This window comes from Streptomyces sp. A012304 (assembly GCF_026008495.1).
GTDB lineage: Bacteria > Actinomycetota > Actinomycetes > Streptomycetales > Streptomycetaceae > Streptomyces.
Map to the genome: position 1 here is coordinate 40,227 of NZ_BQUN01000063.1, position 20,552 is coordinate 60,778.

At 72.2% G+C, this 20,552-nt stretch carries 17 protein-coding genes; 10 read left to right on the forward strand and 7 right to left on the reverse strand.

The genetic code is table 11. From position 1 onward, the window contains the following. A partial coding sequence (locus ALMP_RS14310; protein ID WP_264927659.1) for a hypothetical protein occupies positions 1-411 on the reverse strand: 411 nt, incomplete at its 3' end. 68 nt (positions 412-479) lie between these two features. Beyond that, a complete protein-coding gene (locus tag ALMP_RS14315) occupies positions 480-1,262 on the reverse strand; it encodes a hypothetical protein (RefSeq protein ID WP_264927660.1) in 783 nt (260 codons plus the stop codon). A 519-nt stretch (positions 1,263-1,781) separates the two neighbouring features. On the opposite strand from ALMP_RS14315, the gene ALMP_RS14320 reads away from it, so the two are divergent. Further along, a complete protein-coding gene (locus ALMP_RS14320; RefSeq protein ID WP_264927661.1) occupies positions 1,782-2,474 on the forward strand; it encodes a LysM peptidoglycan-binding domain-containing protein in 693 nt (230 codons plus the stop codon). Positions 2,475-2,555: 81 nt separating this feature from the next. On the opposite strand, the gene ctaD is transcribed toward ALMP_RS14320, so the two are convergent. After that, a complete protein-coding gene (gene ctaD / locus ALMP_RS14325; protein ID WP_264927663.1) occupies positions 2,556-4,238 on the reverse strand; it encodes a cytochrome c oxidase subunit I in 1,683 nt (560 codons plus the stop codon). Positions 4,239-4,657: 419 nt separating this feature from the next. Here ctaD and ALMP_RS14330 point away from each other — a divergent pair, with 419 nt between their 5' ends. Then, entirely contained in the window at positions 4,658-4,873 is a 216-nt protein-coding gene (locus tag ALMP_RS14330; protein WP_264927664.1) for an I78 family peptidase inhibitor, read from the forward strand. Positions 4,874-4,989: 116 nt separating this feature from the next. On the opposite strand, the gene ALMP_RS14335 is transcribed toward ALMP_RS14330, so the two are convergent. Together ALMP_RS14335 and ALMP_RS14340 are read right to left on the reverse strand one after the other, a co-directional pair. Next, positions 4,990-6,015, reverse strand: coding sequence for a phosphatase PAP2 family protein (locus ALMP_RS14335; RefSeq protein WP_264927665.1), 1,026 nt, complete (start codon positions 6,013-6,015; stop codon positions 4,990-4,992). Positions 6,016-6,186: 171 nt separating this feature from the next. Beyond that, the gene (locus tag ALMP_RS14340; RefSeq protein WP_264927666.1) at positions 6,187-7,353 is read right to left on the reverse strand and encodes a mannosyltransferase family protein; all 1,167 of its coding nucleotides are present in this window, start codon (positions 7,351-7,353) and stop codon (positions 6,187-6,189) included. A gap of 258 nt (positions 7,354-7,611) precedes the next feature. Between ALMP_RS14340 and ALMP_RS14345 the strand changes: the two genes are divergently transcribed. Continuing rightward, positions 7,612-9,207 carry an MFS transporter gene (locus ALMP_RS14345; protein WP_264927667.1) on the forward strand — a complete coding sequence of 532 codons (1,596 nt, stop codon included), beginning with the start codon at positions 7,612-7,614 and terminating at the stop codon, positions 9,205-9,207. Positions 9,208-9,257: 50 nt separating this feature from the next. Here the strand turns inward: ALMP_RS14345 and ALMP_RS14350 are convergent, their stop codons facing one another. Further along, on the reverse strand, positions 9,258-9,695 hold the full coding sequence (locus ALMP_RS14350) for a cell division protein SepF (RefSeq protein ID WP_264927668.1): 438 nt from the start codon (positions 9,693-9,695) through the stop codon (positions 9,258-9,260). A gap of 314 nt (positions 9,696-10,009) precedes the next feature. Between ALMP_RS14350 and ALMP_RS14355 the strand changes: the two genes are divergently transcribed. From ALMP_RS14355 to ALMP_RS14380, 6 genes are all read left to right on the forward strand, one after another. After that, the gene (locus ALMP_RS14355; RefSeq protein ID WP_264927670.1) at positions 10,010-11,203 is read left to right on the forward strand and encodes a DUF5685 family protein; all 1,194 of its coding nucleotides are present in this window, start codon (positions 10,010-10,012) and stop codon (positions 11,201-11,203) included. Between the two features lie 93 nt (positions 11,204-11,296). Then, entirely contained in the window at positions 11,297-11,896 is a 600-nt protein-coding gene (locus ALMP_RS14360; RefSeq protein ID WP_264927671.1) for an ATP/GTP-binding protein, read from the forward strand. Positions 11,897-12,535: 639 nt separating this feature from the next. Continuing rightward, complete coding sequence (locus ALMP_RS14365; protein ID WP_264927673.1) at positions 12,536-13,441, forward strand: S1 family peptidase; 906 nt, start codon at positions 12,536-12,538, stop codon at positions 13,439-13,441. A 286-nt stretch (positions 13,442-13,727) separates the two neighbouring features. Continuing rightward, complete coding sequence (locus ALMP_RS14370; RefSeq protein ID WP_264927675.1) at positions 13,728-14,810, forward strand: S1 family peptidase; 1,083 nt, start codon at positions 13,728-13,730, stop codon at positions 14,808-14,810. 196 nt (positions 14,811-15,006) lie between these two features. Next, positions 15,007-18,492 (forward strand): DNA polymerase III subunit alpha, encoded by a 3,486-nt coding sequence (locus ALMP_RS14375; protein ID WP_264927676.1) that lies wholly within the window; start codon positions 15,007-15,009, stop codon positions 18,490-18,492. Next, positions 18,489-19,457, forward strand: coding sequence for a hypothetical protein (locus tag ALMP_RS14380; protein WP_264927678.1), 969 nt, complete (start codon positions 18,489-18,491; stop codon positions 19,455-19,457). The genes ALMP_RS14375 and ALMP_RS14380 overlap by 4 nt, the downstream gene beginning before the upstream one ends. 58 nt (positions 19,458-19,515) lie before the next feature. Here ALMP_RS14380 and ALMP_RS14385 read toward each other — a convergent pair whose 3' ends face one another. Continuing rightward, positions 19,516-19,890 (reverse strand): cupin domain-containing protein, encoded by a 375-nt coding sequence (locus ALMP_RS14385; protein WP_264927680.1) that lies wholly within the window; start codon positions 19,888-19,890, stop codon positions 19,516-19,518. A gap of 97 nt (positions 19,891-19,987) precedes the next feature. Here ALMP_RS14385 and ALMP_RS14390 point away from each other — a divergent pair, with 97 nt between their 5' ends. Then, entirely contained in the window at positions 19,988-20,431 is a 444-nt protein-coding gene (locus ALMP_RS14390) for a MarR family winged helix-turn-helix transcriptional regulator (protein WP_264927681.1), read from the forward strand. Positions 20,432-20,552 lie beyond the last annotated feature (121 nt).

The following is a 20,552-nucleotide window of genomic DNA, read 5'->3' on the forward strand; positions in this document are numbered from 1 at the left end:
GGCCACCGGGGGAAGCGGCGCCGGGATGTGGTGCATCCCCGTGTTCGTGTCCTGCTGGCCGACCTGGCCCAGCGGCCCGACGCGCTGCCACTGCGACTGCTGGCCGAGCCCGTGCCGCGCACTCTGCGCGCCCGCGCTGTAGGCGCTGTAGGAGCCGCCGTACGAGCCGTAGGAGCCGCTGAGCGAGCTGCTGAACGACCCCGTGCCGTGCGGGCCACTGCCGAAGGCGGTGAACGCCAGTTCCTCCTCGCCGCTGCGGTCGCCCGGCAGGGAACGGAACGACTTGACGTACTCGGCGTAGAGCGCGTCGTAGATCGGCGTGGCCGATGGGCCGCCCTGAGGTTCCGGTGCCGGTCGCGCGGACGGGAGCGGCGGGTAGCTCTGGCGGCGGGGAACGTCGTAGGTGTGCACGTATGTCCAAACGACCCCGGGCGGGAAGGGATGCGGCTACGCGGTGCGGGCCGCGCGGCCCGGGCGGCTCAGGTGCCCGCGAGCGGGAGCGCGGCCGCGACCAGCTTGCCGTTGGCCGCCGCCTTGTCCAGCGCGTCCCTCAGCAGGTCCTCGCGGGGCTGACGGCCGATGGAGCCGACCGGCGCCGCGAACATCAGCACCTGCTGGTGCTTGTTGGCGGCGGCCCGCCAGCCATCCGTCACCTGGAGCGGCTGGTGCGCCTGCCACCAGGCCACCGGCTGGCCGCCGTTGGCCGACGGCTGGAGCACGGCGTGCAGCTGACCCATGGCCAGCAGCACCGACCAGCCGTGCTGGACCGGCGGGACCTCGGAGAGTTCGGTCACCGGCATGAAGCCCTGCTCGATGAGGAGCGGCAGGAAGTCGTCGCCGACGCCGGTCGTGCCGGGCTGCACGATGGGCGCGGTCGGCTCGACCACCAGGGCCGGGTGCAACTCCCCGGCGATCAGGACGAGTCCGCTGGTCACGCCGAGCACGGCCTGCTCGGGCACGACCTTCTCGGTGTCCAGGTCGACGGTGTCGCCGCTGATGGAGCGGACCGCGCCCTTGAGCTGCTCCTCGGTGACCTGCACGACCTGCGAGGGCAGGCAGGTGGCGTGGGCGAAGGCGAGGACGGCGGTCTCGTCCCCGATGAACAGGACGGTGCTGGTGCGCTCCTGCTCGGAGTCGCCCGGAGTGCGGCAGGACGTGCAGTCGTAACTGCCGGGGGCGTTGTCTCCGGTGAGCAGCCGGTCGGCTTCTTCGTCGCCGATCTCGGCGCGTACCTCGTCGCTGACGTCGAGCATGCGCGGCACGGGTGACTCCCTCGGATGCGGTGCGTTGGCGTGGCCGGGTGACTCCCCGGCTCATGCAGAAGACAACGGGCGATCTGTGGCGGGAGTCACGCTGCATCGCGAAGGGATTCGAAGCACCCGACGCGGACGGTCACGATGTGCGCGGGATCGGACACTCTTGGTCAAGTAACGGGGAGGTCACGGAGGTTGGTCTCGTGAAGTGGGCCACAGCGCGGGCGGGGCGCTGGTCGACAAATGCGGAAATCAGCGCATGAAGTGGCTGGCAGGAACTGGCCATTACCTGCGGTAACGGGCAACTGACCTGCGGAGACGCGGAGTTGGTTGATGACGGCTCGTCAGGGTCCGTACATTCCTCCGCCGTGTGCAACGAGCACCGCTCGGGTACGTCCGCCGGCCGCGCAGAGCCAGACCTTCGCGCAGCACCGACGCCGACGGACGGGGCGGAGCGTGACGACCGCGTTCCCGCGCGGACGGCGCGCCCCGCTCAGGGGGAGCCCGGGTCCGTAGAGAGGGATCTACATGTCCGAATGTGCCGATGACACCCGCTTCGACGCCCGCGACGGCGCCGGCAAGGCACGCACGACGGCGGTCCTCGCCGGGGCGGCGCTGCTCGCCCCCCTCGGACTGCTGGCCGCCACCGGCAACGCCGCCGCGGCGGACAGCGGAGTGTGGGACCGCATCGCCCAGTGCGAGAGCGGCGGCAACTGGCACATCAACACCGGCAACGGCTACTACGGCGGACTCCAGTTCTCCGCCTCCACCTGGCGCGCCTTCGGCGGAACCGCCTACGCGCCCACCGCCGACCAGGCCACCAAGGCACAGCAGATCTCCGTCGCCACCAAGGTCCAGCGGTCCCAGGGCTGGGGCGCGTGGCCGACCTGCTCGGCGCGTGCCGGCGCGTCCGGCAGCGCACCCGACGCCTCCGCGGCCGGCGCGGCCAGCAAGCCGGACACCTCCCGGTCGAAGACCTCCAAGACCTCCCAGACCCCACGGAACTCGACGTCGTCGAACGCCTCCGAGGTCTCGGAGCGCCCGGCGGGGCACGGCTCGCGCGGCGCCTCCCGCGGCGACCACACCGTCCGCGAGGGCGACACGCTCAGCACGATCGCCGCCCGGTACGGCACCACCTGGCAGCGGATCTACACCGCCAACAAGGCCGCCATCGGCGGCGACCCCGACCTGATCAAGCCCGGCCTGCGCCTGTCCTTCTGAGCCGCGCCGCACGGCCCCGCCCGGTGCACCGACCGGGACGGGGCCGTCCGCTGCCCGGCGACCGCGGCCAGGGCCTCTCGCCTACCGTTCGGCCTGGTGCTTCTTCGGCTCCGGCTGCGGGATCTCCGCCGCGTACTCCGGATGGTGCAGATCGAACGCCGGGGACTCCGAGCGGATCCGTGGCAGCGCGGTGAAGTTGTGACGGGGCGGCGGGCAGGAGGTCGCCCACTCCAGGGAGCGGCCGAACCCCCACGGGTCGTCGACCTCGACCCGCACGCCGTACTTGGTGGTCTTCCAGACGTTGTGGAGGAACGGCAGCGTCGACAGGCCCAGCAGGAAGGAGCCGATCGTCGAGACGGTGTTCAGGGCGGTGAAGCCGTCCGCGGCCAGATAGTCGGCGTAGCGGCGCGGCATGCCCTCCGCGCCCAGCCAGTGCTGCACCAGAAATGTGGTGTGGAAGCCGACGAACAGCGTCCAGAACTGCACCTTCCCCAGCCGCTCGTCGAGCAGCTTGCCGGTGAACTTGGGCCACCAGAAGAAGAACCCGGCGAAGATCGCGAAGACCACCGTGCCGAAGACGACGTAATGGAAGTGCGCCACCACGAAGTAGGTGTCGGTGACATGGAAGTCCATCGGCGGCGACGCCAGGATCACCCCGGTCAGACCGCCGAACAGGAACGTCACCAGGAAGCCCAGCGCCCACAGCATCGGCGTCTCGAAGGACACCGAGCCCTTCAGCATCGTCCCGGTCCAGTTGAAGAACTTCACGCCCGTCGGCACGGCGATCAGGAACGACATGAAGGAGAAGAACGGCAGCAGCACCGCGCCGGTGGCGAACATGTGGTGCGCCCACACCACCACCGACAGGCCCGTGATCGCCATCGTCGCGCCCACCAGCGTCAGATACCCGAAGATCGGCTTGCGGCTGAACACCGGGACGATCTCCGTGATGATGCCGAAGAACGGCAGCGCGATGATGTACACCTCCGGATGCCCGAAGAACCAGAACAGGTGCTGCCACAGCAGCGCCCCGCCGTTGGCCGCCTCGAAGACGTGGGAGCCGAACCGGCGGTCCGCCTCCAGGACCAGCAGGGCCGCGGCGAGCACCGGGAACGCCATCAGGATCAGGATCGACGTGAACAGCGTGTTCCAGGTGAAGATCGGCATCCGGAACATGGTCATGCCGGGCGCGCGCATGCCGATGATCGTGGTGACGAAGTTGACCGCGCCGAGAATCGTGCCGAACCCGGCCAGCGCCAGCCCCATGATCCACAGGTCGGGGCCGATGCCGGGGGAGAACGTGGAGTCGTTGAGCGGCGCGTAGGCGAACCAGCCGAAGGCCGCCGGTCCCGTGGGGATCAGCAGCGAGCCCAGCACAATCAGACCGCCGAACAGGAACAGCCAGTACGAGAGCATGTTCAGCCGAGGGAAGGCCACGTCGGGGGCGCCGATCTGCAACGGCATGATCTCGTTGGCGAACCCGGCGAACGTCGGGGTCGCGAACAGCAGCAGCATGATCGTGCCGTGCATGGTGAACAACTGATTGAACTGCTGGTTGTCCACGAGCTGAAGACCGGGCCGGGCGAGCTCGGCGCGCATGATCAGCGCCATGACCCCGCCGACCAGGAAAAACCCGAACGACGTGATCAGATAGAGGTGCCCGATCTTCTTGTGGTCGGTGGTGGTCAGCCAGTCGACCACCAGACGGCCGTAGCGCCTGGCCCGCGCGGACGGCGCCGTCACCGTCACGGTCTGCGTCCCCATCGCTCGCCCCTTCGCTCGTCGCCCCCCGGGCCCGCCGTCGCCCGCGCCGCACGGATGCCCGCGAGCCGACGCCTTGATGCTCGCGCCACCGCCCGCCCCGGCCGGGTGAGTGCGGAGGTCATGTGGGGAAGCCGTGCATTTCCCATGGGAGCCGGCTCCCGCTCATCCCCTTCGGAATCGGAATGGAACGCGGTCCGGGGGCGGTTCTCCGGGAACTTTCCGCCGGGCTTTTCGGGAACCCGGGACGACACGCGGGAATTACGTTCGAATGCGCGCGGAAGGCGTACGAAACCGCTCGTACGTGTGACGGAGTTCGGCCGAAACGCGTGTCGTGATCCTGTGACAGAAGTGTGACCGGAGTGATCCACATCTCCGGTCCGGGGTTCCCGGAAGGACGGCCCTCGGCCTAGCGTGGCGGTATGGCACCGATTCCCACTCCGCCTGCGGAGCCCCAGGACAGTCCGGACGGTTATGTCGGCCTCGACGCCGACCGGGCCGAGCGACTCGCCCGCGAACGGGGGTGGTCGACGGTGCGCTCGCTGGCGCCCGGGACGATCATCACCATGGAGTACCGCGTGGGCCGACTGAACTTCGAGGTGAGCGACGGCCGCGTGGCGAAGGCCTGGAAGGGCTGAGACACCCGGCGACGAAGAAGACTCCGGTCGACGGCGAAGGCCCCGGCTCCTGGGACCAGGGACCGGGGCCTTCGCGCGGGGGCCGGGTGTGTGCGTACCGGCGGCCCCGCCGCCGGTCAGCCGCCTGTCAGGGGGCGGGCCGCCGGGGTGGCCGAACCGCGCGGGAGGCGGTCGGAGTGCGGTGGGCGGCGGGTGCCGCCCGGGGTGACCGGGGTGCGCTCCGTGTGGACGCAGTGCGGGCCAGGGGCCAGGTACACCGGTGACCTGGGCGGACGGCTCGCCGCCGCCGACTCGCGGGCCGCGGTGGTCTCGTCGTGGGCCGTGGGGCGCGTGGTGAGCGCCACCGGTACGGCGACCGGGGTGGGCGTGGGAACCGCGCCGGCGCGGTGGTCGCGCCAGCGGTCACGCCGGTCGAGGATATAGACCTCGGCGCGGGCGATCAGCGGCTCGAACCACGGCAGCGCCAGCAGGATCAGCAGCCCCGCGGCCCAGCCCAGCAGCACGTCGCTCAGCCAGTGCGTACCGAGGTAGACGGTGGCCAGCCCGACTCCGAGCGAGGTCACCGCGGAGAGCGCGGACAGCCAGCGGCGCGCTCTCGGGGTGGAGGCCAGATACGCCAGGATTCCCCAGGTCACGACGGCGTTGGCGGTGTGGCCGCTGGGAAATATATCGCCGCCCAGCCACATCTCGTTCGAGCCGATGGTGGTGGCGTAGTGCGGTCCGAGACGGCCCATGCCGATCTTCGCGGCGCCGACGGTGATGTTCAGCAGCAGCAGCGAGACGCCGAGCGCGAGCAGCGGGCGCAGGGTGTGCTGGCGCCAGGATCTCCAGCCGAGCCAGGCGGCGACCATCACGGCGGTCGGGCCGCGCTGGCCGAGGACGACGTAGTAGTCGACGAACCAGTGGATCTCCGACCACTGCTGGTACGGCCGGAAGAACATGACCTGCCAGTCGAGGCGGACCAGCCACGAGGTGATCACCACGAGCCACACGATCGCCGCGTAGAAGGCCAGCGTCGAGGCGAACAGCGCCACCCGGTGCCTGCTCATCTTCGGCACATCGATGTGGGTGGGCCGTTCCGGCTCACGGTCGAGCCTCGCGAACACCCGGTCCAGACGGGTGAGGTTTCGTTCGGTACGCACCCAATCGACGTTACAGCGAGTGAGCGCAGTTCCCGGGCGAATCCACGGGTTTGTGATGACGATGTGATGTGGGATTGCTCTCAGGACGGCGCTTATTCCTCGCCATTACGCAATACGGCCGCACCGTTCCCTTCAATTCCTTTGATCATTCTGGGGGATCCTTTTAGTGAATTACGGCGGACCGGAACCGTTCAGCCACCACGCCCCGTATACGGCCGACGCGACCGCGACCGCGGCCACCACCGCCGCCGACCTGGCGGTCCGCAGGCGCGCCAGGGCCACGGCGAGGGGCAGCAGCAGCGGGAAGGAGGGCAGCAGCAGGCGCGGCTTCGAGCCGAAGTAGCTCGACGCGCACAGGGCGAGCGCGAGGACCACACCGGTGTACACCAGCAGCGGGAGCGGCTGGCGGGCGCGGACACCGGCGGCGTACAGCCGGATCAGCAGGGCGACGCCGACGACCAGGGCGAGGCCGGCGAGCACCGACGGGAACGACGTGAACTTCTCGAGGACGAAACGGGCGAACGCGTAGCCGCCGTCGAGGCCGTTGCGCCAGCCCGCCTGGACGTCGAGGTAGCCGAGCGGACCCTGCCCGGTGCGGTGGCCCACCCACAGGACGTAACCGGCGGTACCGAGGGGTGCGAGGAACAGACCGAGGGCGCGTACCGCGACGGGCGCCTCCCGCACGGGTGACGGGCCGCGCTCGCGCGCGAACGAGACGGCGCCGGCCGCCCACACCGCCGCCACCACGGCGATCCCCACCGGCCGGGTCAGACCGGCCAGCGACGCCAGCACCCCCGCGGTCACCCACCGGCCGGTGAGCACCGCGTACAGCGACCAGGCGGCCAGCGCGGTGAACAGCGACTCGCTGTACGCCATCGACTGCACGATCCCGACCGGCAGCACCGCCCACAGCAGCACCGCGCACACCCCGGCCCGGCGCCCGTACACATGGTCGGCGACCGCGAAGATCCCCCAGGCCGCGGCGAGCGAGGCGACCAGCGAGACCACGAAGCCGGCGGCCGCGTACGACAGCGGGGTCACCGCGTGCAGCAGCCGCTCCAGCCACGGCAGCAGCGGGAAGAAGGCCAGGTTGGAGTGGACGTCGCCGTTCGGCAGGCGCACCTCGTAGCCGTAGCCCAGCTCCGCGACCCGCGTGTACCAGAGGGAGTCCCAGCGGGCCGTCAGCAAGGTGAACGCGCTCTTGTCGCGCGCCGCGCTCCACCCGGCGAGGGCGAGCAGCCCCAGGACACGGACGGCCGCGTACCCCAGCAGGGCCGGGGCCGCCCGGCGCGGGGCCGCGGAGCCGGTGGGCGCCACACGCGTCTCAAGATCGGTCACGGGCTCGATTATCGGCCGGGCACACCAGCGCAGGGTGCGCCGGGGTGCACGGGCCGTGAGCACAGTGGTGTACGCCACACGGGTTCCCCCTGGCTCTGAGAGGTCCGCCACGTGGCCGAGCCTCGGACTCGCGTACGCTGCGTGTCACTCGTCGTTCGTTGCGCGGGCCGGAGACCACCGCTCCTCTCCGGCCGAGTCACGGGGAGTCCCCGCCCCGCGAGCCCGCCGAACCCGAGGAAACACCTGGGAGGTACGTACATGTCCGGGACGACCACGGCTGCCGTTCGGCTGCGCCGTCGGGCGGCCGGGGCCGGTGCCAACCGCTGGGTCGTGCTCCTGGTGCTGTGCGTCAGCCTGCTCCTGGTCGCCGTCGACGCGACCGTGCTGCACGTCGCGGTGCCCGCCGTCACCGAGGACCTCAGGCCCGGCGCCATCGAACTGCTCTGGATCGTCGACACCTATCCACTGGTCTGCGCCTCGCTGCTGATCCTCTTCGGCACGCTCGGCGACAAGGTGGGCCGCAGAAAGGTTCTGCTGCTCGGATACGCGCTGTTCGGCGTCGCCTCCGCGCTGGCGGCGTTCGCCGAAACCGCGCAGCTGCTCATCGTCGCGCGGGCGCTGCTGGGTGTGGGCGGCGCGATGATCATGCCGGCGACCCTGTCGATCCTGCGGCAGGTCTTCCCCGACCGGCGGGAACGGGCGCTCGCGATAGGCATCTGGAGCGCGGTGGCCGCGGTCGGCGCCGCGGTGGGACCGCTGCTCGGCGGCTTCCTGCTGGAGCACTTCTGGTGGGGCTCCGTCTTCCTCGTCAACATTCCGTTGATGCTGATCAGCCTGCCGGTGGGCCGCCTGCTGCTGCCCGAGTCGCGGGGCACGGGCGACGGACCGTGGGACGTCGTGGGCGCGCTGATGGCGGCGGCCGGGCTGTTCGGCGTCGTCCTGGGCGTGAAACGGCTGGGCGGCGGGGAACTGGGCGCCCTCACCGTGGTGCCGCTGATGGCGGGCGCGGCGCTGCTCACGTCGTTCGTACGGCGTCAGCGGCGGCGCAGGCATCCGCTGGTGGACCTGAGGATGTTCGCCCGGCCGGCGTTCAGCACCTCGGTGGGGTGCATCGTGCTGGCGATGCTGGCACTGGTGGGCCTGGAACTGATCGCGGCGCAGTACCTGCAACTGGTGCTGGGGCTGTCGCCGCTGGAGACGGGGCTGCGGCTGCTGCCGCTGACCTTCGCGGCGATGGCGGCGGGCCTCGCCGGGGCACGGCTGCTGCGGCGGTTCGGGCCGCGGCGGATGGTGTGCGGGGGCTTCTGCCTCACGGCGGCGGCCGTGCTGACCTTGACCGCGATGGGCGGGGAGGACAACGCGGGCCTGCTGCTCTTCGGGTTCGTGCTGCTCGGCTTCGGACTGGAGACGACGCTGTTCGCGGCGTACGAGTCGATGCTGAGCGAGGCTCCGCCGGAGCAGGCGGGCGGGGCGGCGGCGATCGGGGAGACGTCGTACCAGTTGGGGGCGGGGATCGGGATCGCGCTGCTGGGCAGCGTGATGAACGCGGCGTACGCGCCCGGGCTGTCGTCCGTCCCCGGGGTGCCGGCTTCGGCGTCGGCCGCGGCGGGGCATTCGCTGGGGGAGGCCTACGAGGTGGCCGGACGGCTCGGCGGGCCGGCCGGGGTCGCCCTGCGGGAGGCCGCGCGCGACTGCTTCGTGCGCGGGCTGCACGTCACGCTGCTGGTGAGCGCGGCGCTGTTGCTGCTCGGGGCGGTGATGGCGGCACGGCTGCCACGGGCGATGCAGTGCGAGGCGCCCGCGGTGGAGCTGCCCGCGCCGAGGGAGGCCGCGCAGTCCCGCGTCTCCGCCTGACCGGTGCGTCGTGCTCCCCCGAGGGGGCAGGGCCGGTGAGCGGCCCTGCCTCAGCTCTGGTTGAAGAAGCCGTCCGCGCGGTGCGCGGCCGGGTCGCCGTTCACGATCTCCGTGTTGGCGGGGGTCAGCAGGAACACGCGGGTGGAGACCCGCTCGATCGAACCGCGCAGCCCGAAGATGAGTCCGGCCGCGAAGTCCACGACGCGCTTGGCGTCGGCGGCCTCCATGGCCGTGAGGTTCACGATGACCGGGACGCCCTCGCGGAACAGCTCACCGATCAGCCGCGCGTCCCGGAAGCTGTCCGGGGTCACCGTGCCGATCCGGCGGCCCTTCTCCTCGGCCGTGTCGCTGGCGACCTTCACGCGGGGGTCGGTGACCCAGGCGTCCCCGGAGTCGGTCCCCTCGGAATAGTCGTCGTCGTAGTAACGCTCGTCATCGTTGTCGTCGACGAGGCCAAGCCAGGCACTCGCCTTGCGTACCGATCCCATGGACGCCTCCTCTCACAGCGGTCTTTTTTGCTTTCCGCATTCCCCATGGTCGTCCATGATGCGGATGTCGCGCCAAGTGGATAGACGCCGCGCGGGGGGTTTGTGACGGTACTGGTGCACAGCCGATCCGTCGAGAGTCCGTATGCCCCAAGGCTCCTGAGGTACACGGCTGCTGACTGTGAGTGAAATATGATTCTTCACGGCGTACGGGTGAGAGCCCGTCCGTACGGGTGAAACGGGCGCGCCGTTGCGATGTGACCTTCGGTCGATACGATGCGGCAGCTCAACCGTCGTACGGATCACGGGGGATCGTCGTGTTCGGAATCGTCAGGCCGTGCCGTCACCGGCTCGGCGAAGGGCTCAAGGCCCAGTGGATGGCGCATCTGTGCGGGCTCTGTCTCGCCCTGCGCGGTGACCACGGGCAGCTCGCGCGGATCGTCACCAACTACGACGGCCTGCTGATCTCCGTCCTGACGGAGGCTCAGGCCGAGCGCGCCGACGGGGGGCGGCGCACCGCCGGGCCCTGTCCGTTGCGCGGCATGCGCACCGCGTCCGTCGCCCAGGGCGAGGGCGCCCGGCTGGCCGCCGCCGTGTCGCTGGTGCTCGCCGCCGCCAAGGTGCGCGACCACGTCGCCGACGGCGACGGGCTGCTGGCGCGCCGCCCGGTCGCCCTCGCGGCACGCCGGGTCGCCACGAGCTGGGGGCGGGCCGGCGCGCGCACCGGCTCCTCCGTCGGGTTCGACACGGCGGTCCTGCTGGACGCCGTGGACCGGCAGACCGGCATAGAGGCGCTCGCCGGGCCCGGCACGTCCCTGCTGACGGTCACCGAGCCGACCGAGACGGCCACCGCCGCGGCCTTCGCGCACACCGCGGTGCTGGCGGGCCGGCCGGGCAACGCCGAGCCGCTCGCCGAGGCCGGACGTTACTTCGGGCGCCTCGCCCACCTGCTGGACGCCGTCGAGGACCGGGAGGCGGACGCCGCCGCCGGCGCCTGGAACCCGCTGACGGCGACCGGCACCTCCCTCACCGAGGCCCGACGGCTCGCGGACGACGCGCTGCACGGCATCCGGCTCGCCCTGCGCGACGTGGAGTTCTCCGACGGCAAGCTCGCCCATCTGCTGCTGGCGCACGAGCTGCGCCGCTCGGTGGACCGGGCGTTCGGCACCGAGTCGTGCGGGCACCCCGCCACGGCCGGGCCGGACGGTTCCTTCGGCGCCCCGGTGCGGCCCGGCGGACCCTGGGCGCCTCAGGGACCGGTCGACCCGAACAACCCCTTCGGCGGTGAGCCGCCGCGCCCCGGCAACCGGGGTCTGCTGGCCGGGTGCGCGGTCGCGCTCGGGCTGTGCTGCACCTGCAAGGTGTGCTGCGCCGACGAGTTCGAGGGGCCCTGGTCGCGCAGGAAGCGCGAGGGCTGGTGCAGCGACTGCGGCAACTGCGACTGCTCCTGCTGCGAGGCCTGCCAGTGCTGCGAATGCTGTGAGTGCTGCTCCTGCGACTGCTCGTGCTGACACGGCGTCACTGAGCGGAACCCGGTCCGCGTCCGTATCTCCTGTCGAGGACCCGTTGTAGCCGCCCCCCGCCGCTCGAAGGGATCAGGGATCATGCCCGCGCGTTCTGACAGGGCCGTGCCACTCGCCGTGAAGATCGTGGTGAGCGGCGGGCTGGGGGTGGGGAAGACGACCTTCATCTCGGCCGTCTCCGAGATCGAGCCCCTCGACACGGACGCCCCGATCACCCAGGTGTCGGTGGGGGTCGACTCGCTCGAGGGCGTGGAGTCCAAGACGACGACCACCGTCGCGCTCGACTTCGGGCGGATCAGCCTCGGCCCGACCCTCGCGCTGTACCTGTTCGGCACGCCCGGGCAGCGCCGGTTCTCCTTCCTGTGGGACGAGCTGGTCGAGGGCGCGCTGGGCACGGTCGTCCTCGCGGACACCCGGCGCATCGAGGACTGCTTCCCGGCCCTCGACTACTTCGAGGCGCACGGGGCGCCCTTCGTCCTCGCCGTCAACCGCTTCGACGGCGCCGAGCGGTTCCCGCCGGAGGAGGTGCGCGCGGCGCTCGGCCTCGACGCCGCCGTGCCCGTGCTGGAGTGCGACGCCCGGGAACGGGGCTCCGTGCGGGATGTGCTCGGCGCGCTGATGGACCGGGTGATGGAGGAGCGGCCGCCCACCACGCGGCGGGTGGCGGCGGCGGTGCGGTAGAGCGCCACGCGGTGGAGGCCGGGTGGCGTCGGCGGTGCGGTAGAGCACTGAGCAGCGGGTGGCGGCGGTGTGACATAGCACTGCGCGGCGCGGTGCGGTGGTGCGCCGTCGGCTTTCCCTGGAGGAGGTGCCGGCGAGGGGGTGGCACCTCCTGGCGGAAAGGCCATCCGGAGGGGCGAATTCCGGACACTCCTGGGGCTGGCGTGATCGAAGGGGGTGGAGGGGTGCGCCGGGCACGCTTCGACCAGGGCGGTCGCCCGCCCCCTGCCGACGTGAGCGGCCGCTGGTCCGGGCTGCCGGTACGCGGCACGAGACCTGCCGGGTCGGCTGCCGGTCGCGGTACGAGAGGGCCGGAGGGCCGGGTGTACGAGGGGGCCGGCGGGCCGGGTGCGGTCGGCGGGGTCGCCGGGCGGCAGGCGGAGCGGCCCGCGGGTGCCGGCCCGGCTGACGGGCGGGGCGGGAGGCGGGCGACGGCCGAAAGGTGCCCTTGTGCCGACCGTCCGTTCGGCCGAATACTCCCCTCAGCGCTTGTCAGGGTCACGACGTGTTCGAAATCCGGACGCACTCCCCGGCTTTGACTGCGCCTCACGGGCCCCGACCCCACGCGGGCCCCCGACTTCCCCTGGGAGGGAACGAAAAGTGAGGATCAAGCGCACCACCCCCACCAGCGGCATCACGAGACGGACCCGGCTGACCGCCGTGGCCACCGGCCTCGTCGCCGCGGCCGCCGTCGCCGTCCCCCACGCGAGCGCGGCCGACACCACCCCCTTCAGCGCCGCCGAGCTGAAGAGCGCGAGCAGCTCGGTGCTGAAGGCCGACGTCCCGGGCACCGCCTGGGCCGTCGACAGCAAGACCAACCGGGTCGTCGTCACCGTCGACAGCACGGTGTCCGAGGCCGAGATCGCCAAGATCAAGCAGCAGGCGGGCGCCGACGCCGACGCCCTGACGATCAAGCGCACCGAGGGCAAGTTCCAGAAGTACATCGCCGGCGGTGACGCCATCTACGCGAGTGGCGGGCGCTGCTCCCTCGGCTTCAACGTCCGCGACAGCGCGGGCAACTACTACTTCCTGACGGCCGGTCACTGCACCGACATCGCGAGCACCTGGTACGCCAACTCGGCGCGCACCACGGTCCTCGGGCCGACCTCGGGCTCCAGCTTCCCGACGAACGACTACGGCATCGTCCGCTACTCCAACACCTCGATCACCAAGTCGGGGACCGCCGGGAACACGGACATCACCAGCGCCGGCACCCCGAGCGTGGGCACCGCGGTCACCCGTGACGGCTCGACCACCGGCATCCACACCGGCCGTGTCACCGCCCTGAACGCGACCGTCAACTACGGCGGCGGCGACATCGTCTACGGCATGATCCAGACCAACGTCTGCGCCGAGCCGGGCGACTCCGGCGGTTCGCTCTACGGCACCAACGGCGTGGCCTACGGCCTGACCTCCGGCGGCAGCGGCAACTGCAGCTCCGGTGGCACGACCTTCTTCCAGCCCGTGGTGGAGGCCCTGAACGCCTACGGCGTCAGCGTCTTCTGACCGGCCGGAACGGTCCGCCCCTCAGCGGTGGTCCGAGCCCCCGCACGCGACCGGCGTGCGGGGGCTCGTCCCTTTTGCACACGCCGCACGTTTGCAGTGCGGGTCGCCAGGGAGCGAAGGGGGTGGTGAAGGTGCGGAGGGCGCGCGGTGCTCACCGTGTGCGCGTCCGCAGGGCGACCTTGTGTGCTCTCTGTGCGGTTCGGAAGAGTGGGCGCCCGTCAACCAGCCTTCCGGCCCGGACGGTCCCCACTACCGTCCGGTCCGACCCCCCACAGGAGGACGTGAGTTGAAGCACCGGCGCATAGCCCGTAGGCGGGCCGTCGTGGCGGGAGCGGGCGTCGTCGCCCTCGTCGCCGCGGGCGTCACTTTCCAGACCGCGAACGCCAGCGAATCCCCGAAGACCCCGCAGCCCCGGCTGCTGACGGCCCTGGCGGCCGGGAAGCTCGCCTCGACCCTCGGCGCGCGGCTGGGCGGCGACGCGGCGGGCACCTACTACGACGCCCGGAGCAAGAGCCTCGTGGTGAACGTGCTCGACGAGACCGCCGCACGGACCGTCGAGGCGGCCGGCGCCAGGGCCAGACTCGTCGAGAACTCCCTCGCCGAACTGACCGGCGCCCGCGCGACGCTGAAGAAGGACGCGGCGATCCCCGGCACCGCCTGGGTGACCGACCCGCGCACCAACAAGGTCGTCGTCACCGCCGACCGCACGGTCTCCGACGTCGAGTGGGCGAGGCTCGGCAAGGTCGTCCAGGGCCTTGGCGCCACGGCGCGACTCCAGCGCACCAAGGGGGAGTTCAAGCCCTTCATCGCGGGCGGCGACGCCATCACCGGGGGCGGCGGGCGCTGCTCGCTCGGCTTCAACGTGGTCAAGGGCGGCGAGCCGTACTTCCTGACCGCCGGTCACTGCACCGAGGCCGTCTCCACCTGGTCGGACGCCTCCGGCACCCGGATCGGCGCGAACGAGACCTCCAGCTTCCCCGGTGACGACTACGGCCTGGTGAAGTACACGGCCGACGTGGACCACCCGAGCGAGGTGAACCTCTACGACGGCTCCACGCAGGCGATCACCGGCGCCGCCGAGGCCACCGTCGGCATGCGGGTCACCCGCAGCGGCTCCACGACCCAGGTGCACTCCGGCACGGTCACCGGCCTGGACGCCACCGTCAACTACGGCAACGGCGAGATCGTCACCGGCCTCATCCAGACCGACGTCTGCGCCGAGCCCGGCGACAGCGGCGGCTCCCTCTTCTCGGGCGCCGACGCGATCGGCCTCACCTCCGGCGGCAGCGGCGACTGCACCTCGGGCGGCGAGACGTTCTTCCAGCCGGTGACGGAGGCGCTGTCGGCCACGGGGGCGCGGATCGGCTGACGCCGGCCCCGCTCAGCCCACGACCGGGCCGGATCCCACGGGAACCGGCCCGGTCGCACGTCTGCCCCCGTGGAGCCGGCCGCGGGCGTTTGTGCAGGTGAGGAGTGCTCGAACGGTTGTCGTACAGATGTTCGGGAATTGGTTTATGGTGGGGGTGAGGGAGTCGGGAACTGATGTTCGAAAGCGGGAGGTGTGGATGCCGGGGTTCACGCATCTGCACACCGTCTCCGGGTTCTCCCTGCGCTACGGCGCCTCGCACCCGGAGCGGCTGGCCGGGCGTGCCTGCGAGCGGGGCATGGACGCCCTCGCGCTCACCGACCGCGACACCCTCGCCGGTACCGTCCGCTTCGCCAAGGCCTGCGCGAAGGCGGGCGTGCGTCCGCTGTTCGGGGTGGACCTGGCGGTGGCCCCGGCGGAGCCCCCGCGCCAGGACGCGGCCGTACGGCGGGAGAGACGCCGCACCCCCGTGCGCGGAGGCGCCTTCGTCGACGAGTCCGCCCCCCGCGTCACCTTCCTCGCCCGCGACGGCGCCCGGGGCTGGGCCGACCTGTGCCGCCTCGTCACCGCCGCCCACACGGCCGAGGGCACCCCGGTGCTGCCCTGGGCCGACGACCACGGCGACGGTCTGACCGTCCTGCTCGGACCCGGCTCCGACGTCGGCCGCGCCCTCGCCGAGGGACGCCCGGACCGCGCGGCCAGGCTGCTGGCCCCCTGGCGGGAGACCTACGGCGACGCCCTGCGCCTGGAGGCCGTGTGGCACGGCCGCGACGGCACCGGGCCCGGCTCCCTGCGGCTGGCCGCCCGCACCGTCGGCTTCGCCGCCGAACAGCGGATCCGCCCGGTGCTCAGCAACGACGTCCGCTACGCCGACCCCGGCCAGGGCCCGGTCGCCGACGTCCTGGACGCCGCCCGCCGACTGGTGCCGATCGACCCGACCAAGGAGCTGGACTCGGGCGAGGCCTGGCTGAAGGGTGCGGACGCCATGGCCGAGGCGGCCGAGCGGATCGTGGAGGCCGCGGGCTTCCGGCGGGACACCGCCCACCGGCTGCTGGAGCAGACCCGGGCGACGGCCGCCGCCTGTCTGGTCGACCCCGAGGACGACCTCGGCATCGGCACCGTCCACTTCCCCGAGCCGCACCTCGTCGGCGCCGGCCGCCGCACCGCCCAGCGGACGCTGGCCTCGCGGGCGGCGGCCGGGATGGTGCTGCGCGGCTACACGGGCCGCCGGGAGTACTGGGAGCGGATGCACCGCGAGCTGGACATCATCGCCCACCACGGCTTCGCCTCCTATTTCCTGACGGTCGCCCAGGTCGTCGACGACGTACGGGGGATGGGCATCCGGGTCGCCGCGCGCGGCTCCGGCGCGGGCTCCCTCGTCAACCACCTCCTCGGCATCGCGCACGCCGACCCGATCGAGCACGGGCTGCTCATGGAGCGGTTCCTGTCCAAGGAGCGGGTCGCGCTGCCCGACATCGACATCGACGTGGAGTCCGCGCGCCGGCTGGAGGTCTACCGCGCGATCATCGACCGGTTCGGCGCCGAGCGGGTCGCGACGGTCGCCATGCCGGAGACGTACCGGGTACGGCACGCCATCCGGGACGTCGGCGCGGCCCTGTCCATGGACCCCGCCGACATCGACCGCCTCGCCAAGTCCTTCCCGCACATCCGGGCGCGGGACGCCCGGGCGGCCCTGGACGAACTGCCCGAGCTCAAGGCGCTCGCCGAGGAGCGGGAGAGCCACGGAAGGCTGTGGGAACTGGTCGAGGCGCTCGACGCCCTGCCGCGCGGCGTCGCCATGCACCCCTGCGGGGTCCTGCTCTCCGACGCCTCCCTCCTGACCCGTACACCGGTGATGCCGACCAGCGGCGAGGGCTTTCCCATGTCGCAGTTCGACAAGGACGACGTCGAGGACCTCGGGCTGCTCAAGCTGGACGTGCTGGGCGTGCGGATGCAGTCGGCGATGGCGCACGCGGTCGCGGAGGTGGAGCGGGCGACGGGGGACAGGATCGACCTGGACGCGCTGCCGCCGGGCGACCCGGCGACGTACCACCTCATCCGGTCCACCGAGACGCTCGGCTGCTTCCAGATCGAGTCGCCGGGGCAGCGGGACCTGGTCGGGCGGCTCCAGCCGGCGACCTTCCACGATCTCGTCGTCGACATCTCCCTGTTCCGGCCCGGGCCGGTCGCCGCCGACATGGTGCGGCCGTTCATCGAGGCCCGGCACGGGCGGGCGCCGGTCCGCTACCCGCACCCGGATCTGGAGCGGCCGCTGAGGGAGACGTACGGGGTCGTCGTCTTCCACGAGCAGGTCATCGACATCGTGGCCGCCATGACCGGCTGCGGGCGCGGCGAGGCGGACCAGGTGCGGCGCGGGCTGTCCGACCCGGAGTCGCAGGGGCGGATCAAGGTGTGGTTCGCGCAGCGCGCGGTGGCGCAGGGATACGACGCGGAAACGATTCGGCGGACCTGGGAGATCGTCGAGGCCTTCGGGTCCTACGGCTTCTGCAAGGCGCACGCGGTCGCCTTCGCCGTCCCGACCTACCAGTCGGCGTGGCTGAAGGCGCACCACCCGGCCGCCTTCTACGCCGGGCTGCTCACGCACGATCCGGGGATGTACCCGAAGCGGCTGCTGCTGGCGGACGCGCGGCGGCGCGGGGTGCCGATCCTGCCGTTGGACGTGAACCGGTCGGGGGTCGCCCATCGTATCGAACTGGTGTCTGATTCCCCTGGTTCTCGCGGGCGTTGGGGACTGCGGCTAGCCCTCTCCGACGTGCACGGCATCAGTGAGGCCGAGGCGCGGCGGATCGCGGACGGGCAGCCGTACGCCTCCCTGCCGGACTTCTGGGAACGGGCGCGGCCCAGTCGTCCGCTGGCCCAACGGCTCGCCCAGGTCGGCGCGTTGGACGACTTCGGCGCCAACCGGCGTGATCTGCAACTGCACCTGACCGAACTGCACCGGGGGAGCCGGGGCGCGGGCGGCGGCCAACTCCCTCCCTCACTGCTCGACGCGTGGCAGGCGGCCCCGGCGGGCGGGCGGAAGACGGCCCCGGCCGGGCTGCCCGACCTCACCTCGGCGGAGCGGCTCAGCGCCGAGCTGGGCGTGCTGTCCATGGACGCCTCGCGCAACCTGATGGACGATCACCGCGAGTTCCTGCGCGAGCTGGGCGTGGTCTCGGCGCGCCGGCTGCGTGAGGCGCGGCACGGGGAGACGGTGCTGGTCGCGGGCGCCAAGGCGGCGACCCAGACCCCGCCGATCCGCTCCGGCAAACGGGTCATCTTCACCACCCTGGACGACGGCACCGGCCTGGTCGACCTCGCCTTCTTCGACGACTCCCACGACGCCTGCGCCCACACCGTCTTCCACTCCTGGCTGCTGCTGGTGCGCGGGGTGGTGCAGCGACGCGGCCCGCGCAGCCTCAGCGTGGTGGGCGCCGCCGCCTGGAACCTCGCCGAACTGGTCGAACTGCGTGCCGAGGGAGGCCTGGACGAGGTCGCGGCGCGGCTGGCGCGGCCCGCGCCGGAGCGGACGGGCGCCGACCCGACCCACGGCCGGCGCATCCGCCTGTCCACCGGATACGAGATGCATCCGTGGGCCGACCTGCGGCCCGCGGGCGAGGAGGCCTCACAGGGCCCCGCCAAGACGAGGAAGTTGTGGCACCAGAGTCCGGGGAGTGCGGGATGACCATCCTCTGCGTACGTTTCCAGCTGCCTCCGATGGGCGAGGCGGCCTTTCCCGAGCTGCTCCGACTCCTCGAGGAGTTCACGCCGGTCGTGGAGGCGCTGCCGCCGGACACGGCGCTGGCCGATCTGCGGGGCGCCGAACGGTACTTCGGGCGCGGCGCGGTCGAACTGGCCTCCGTGATCCGGGTGCGCTCGCTCGCGCTGCACGGCGTCGACTGCGTGATCGGCGCCGGGCCGGGCACGATGCTCGCCCGCATGGCGCTGCGGGACGCCCGGCCCGGGATGACCCACGCGGTCGCCGAGGACGCGGTACGGGAGTTCCTCGCCGAGAAGCCCGTCGGCGCGCTCCCCGGCGTCGGCCCCGCCACCGCCCGCACCCTGTGCGAGTACGGCCTCGACACCCTCGGCCGGGTCGCCGCCACACCCCTGTCCACGCTCCAGCGCCTGGTCGGCGCGAGGGCGGGCCGGGAGCTGCACGAGAAGGCGAACGGCGTCGACCGCGGCCGGGTCGTCCCCAACGCCGTCGCCCGGTCACTGGCCGCCGAACGTCCCTTCGACCGCGACGAGTTGGACCCCGACCGCCATCGCAGGGCCCTGCTGTCGGCCGCCGAGGAACTGGGCGCCCGGCTGCGCGCCCTGGAGAAGGTCTGCCGCACCCTGACCCTGACCGTCCGCTACGCCGACCGCTCCGCCACCACCCGCAGCCGCACCCTCGCGGAGCCCACCGCGCACTCGGCGGCCCTGACGAGGGCGGCGTACGGCCTGTACGAGGCGCTCGGCCTGCAACGCGCCCGGGTCCGTGTCCTCGTGCTCCGCGTCGAGGGCCTCGACCCCGCCGACCAGGCCTGCCACCAGCTCACCTTCGACCCGGCCGACGAGAAGGCCCGCCGTATCGAGGAGGTCGCGGACCGCGCGCGGGCGAGGTTCGGGCCTCGGGCGGTGATGCCGGGGTCGCTGGCGGCGTGAGGCAGCCGCCGGCGCCGGCGGCCGGAACCGGTCCGCTCCGGACCGTCGGCCGCCCGGGTCAGTTGGCCCACGGGGGAGTGATCCGCGTCCCGTCGGCCAGTTCCGCCTCCAGGCCGATGGACGTGGTGACCCAGGAGAGCGCGGTGTGGGCGGTCGGGTTCTCGACGGCCAACGTCGTGCCGGCGTTGACGATCACCGTGTCGCCCGCCGAGATCCGCTCGGCACGGCCGTCGAGCGTGACGACCAGTTCGCCGACGAGCAGATGGAAGATCTCCTCCCGGTTCACCGTGTGGGCGGGCGCCTTCGTGCCCGCCGGGATCTCACCGCGCCAGGCGCACAGCTCCTTGCTGCCGGTGCGGGGAGTGGCGTAGGAGACGAAACGGGCGCCGTGGATCTCGTGGGTCACGGCCTCGGACGGACGGACGACGGGCATGAGCGGCCTCCGGGTGCGAAGAAATGGTCAAGCAGCTTGACTGTATCAGGATGGTCAAGCTGCTTGACCATCTCGTCAAGGGTGTTTCAATGCCCCTGTGCAGAACTCCGAGGCCCTCGCCCTGACCGCCGCGCTGCTCGCCGCCGCGGCCGATCTGACCCAGCGCGTCAACGAAGGGGTCGTGGCCCGCGGCTTCGAGGGGCGTCCCGCGTACGGCTTCGCCTTCGCGCGGCTCGCGCCGGACGGGGCGACCGTCACCGAACTCGCCGCCCACCTCGGGTTCACCAAGCAGGCGGCCAGCCAGCTCGTCGACGAGCTGGTGCGCAAGGGATACGCGGAGCGCCGGTCGCACCCCGAGGACGCGCGGGCCCGGCTGGTCGTGCTCACCGACCGCGGGTGGGCCTGCACCCGGGCCGCGGAGGAGGCGGCCGCCGACGCCCTGCGGGCATGGGTCGACGTGCTCGGCGAGGGGGAGGTGCGGGCGCTGGGCGACCGTCTGGCGCGTATCGCCCCCAAGGGGCCCGTCCGGCCCGCCTGGTGAGGGAGTGTCCTCCTATATCGCGGCTTGCGGGTGACACGGGAAGTTTTTACTGACGCGTAACTTCACACTTCACCTACTCGCCCGTAACTTGACGAGTGAACAGCATCCCGTGATCCGGATC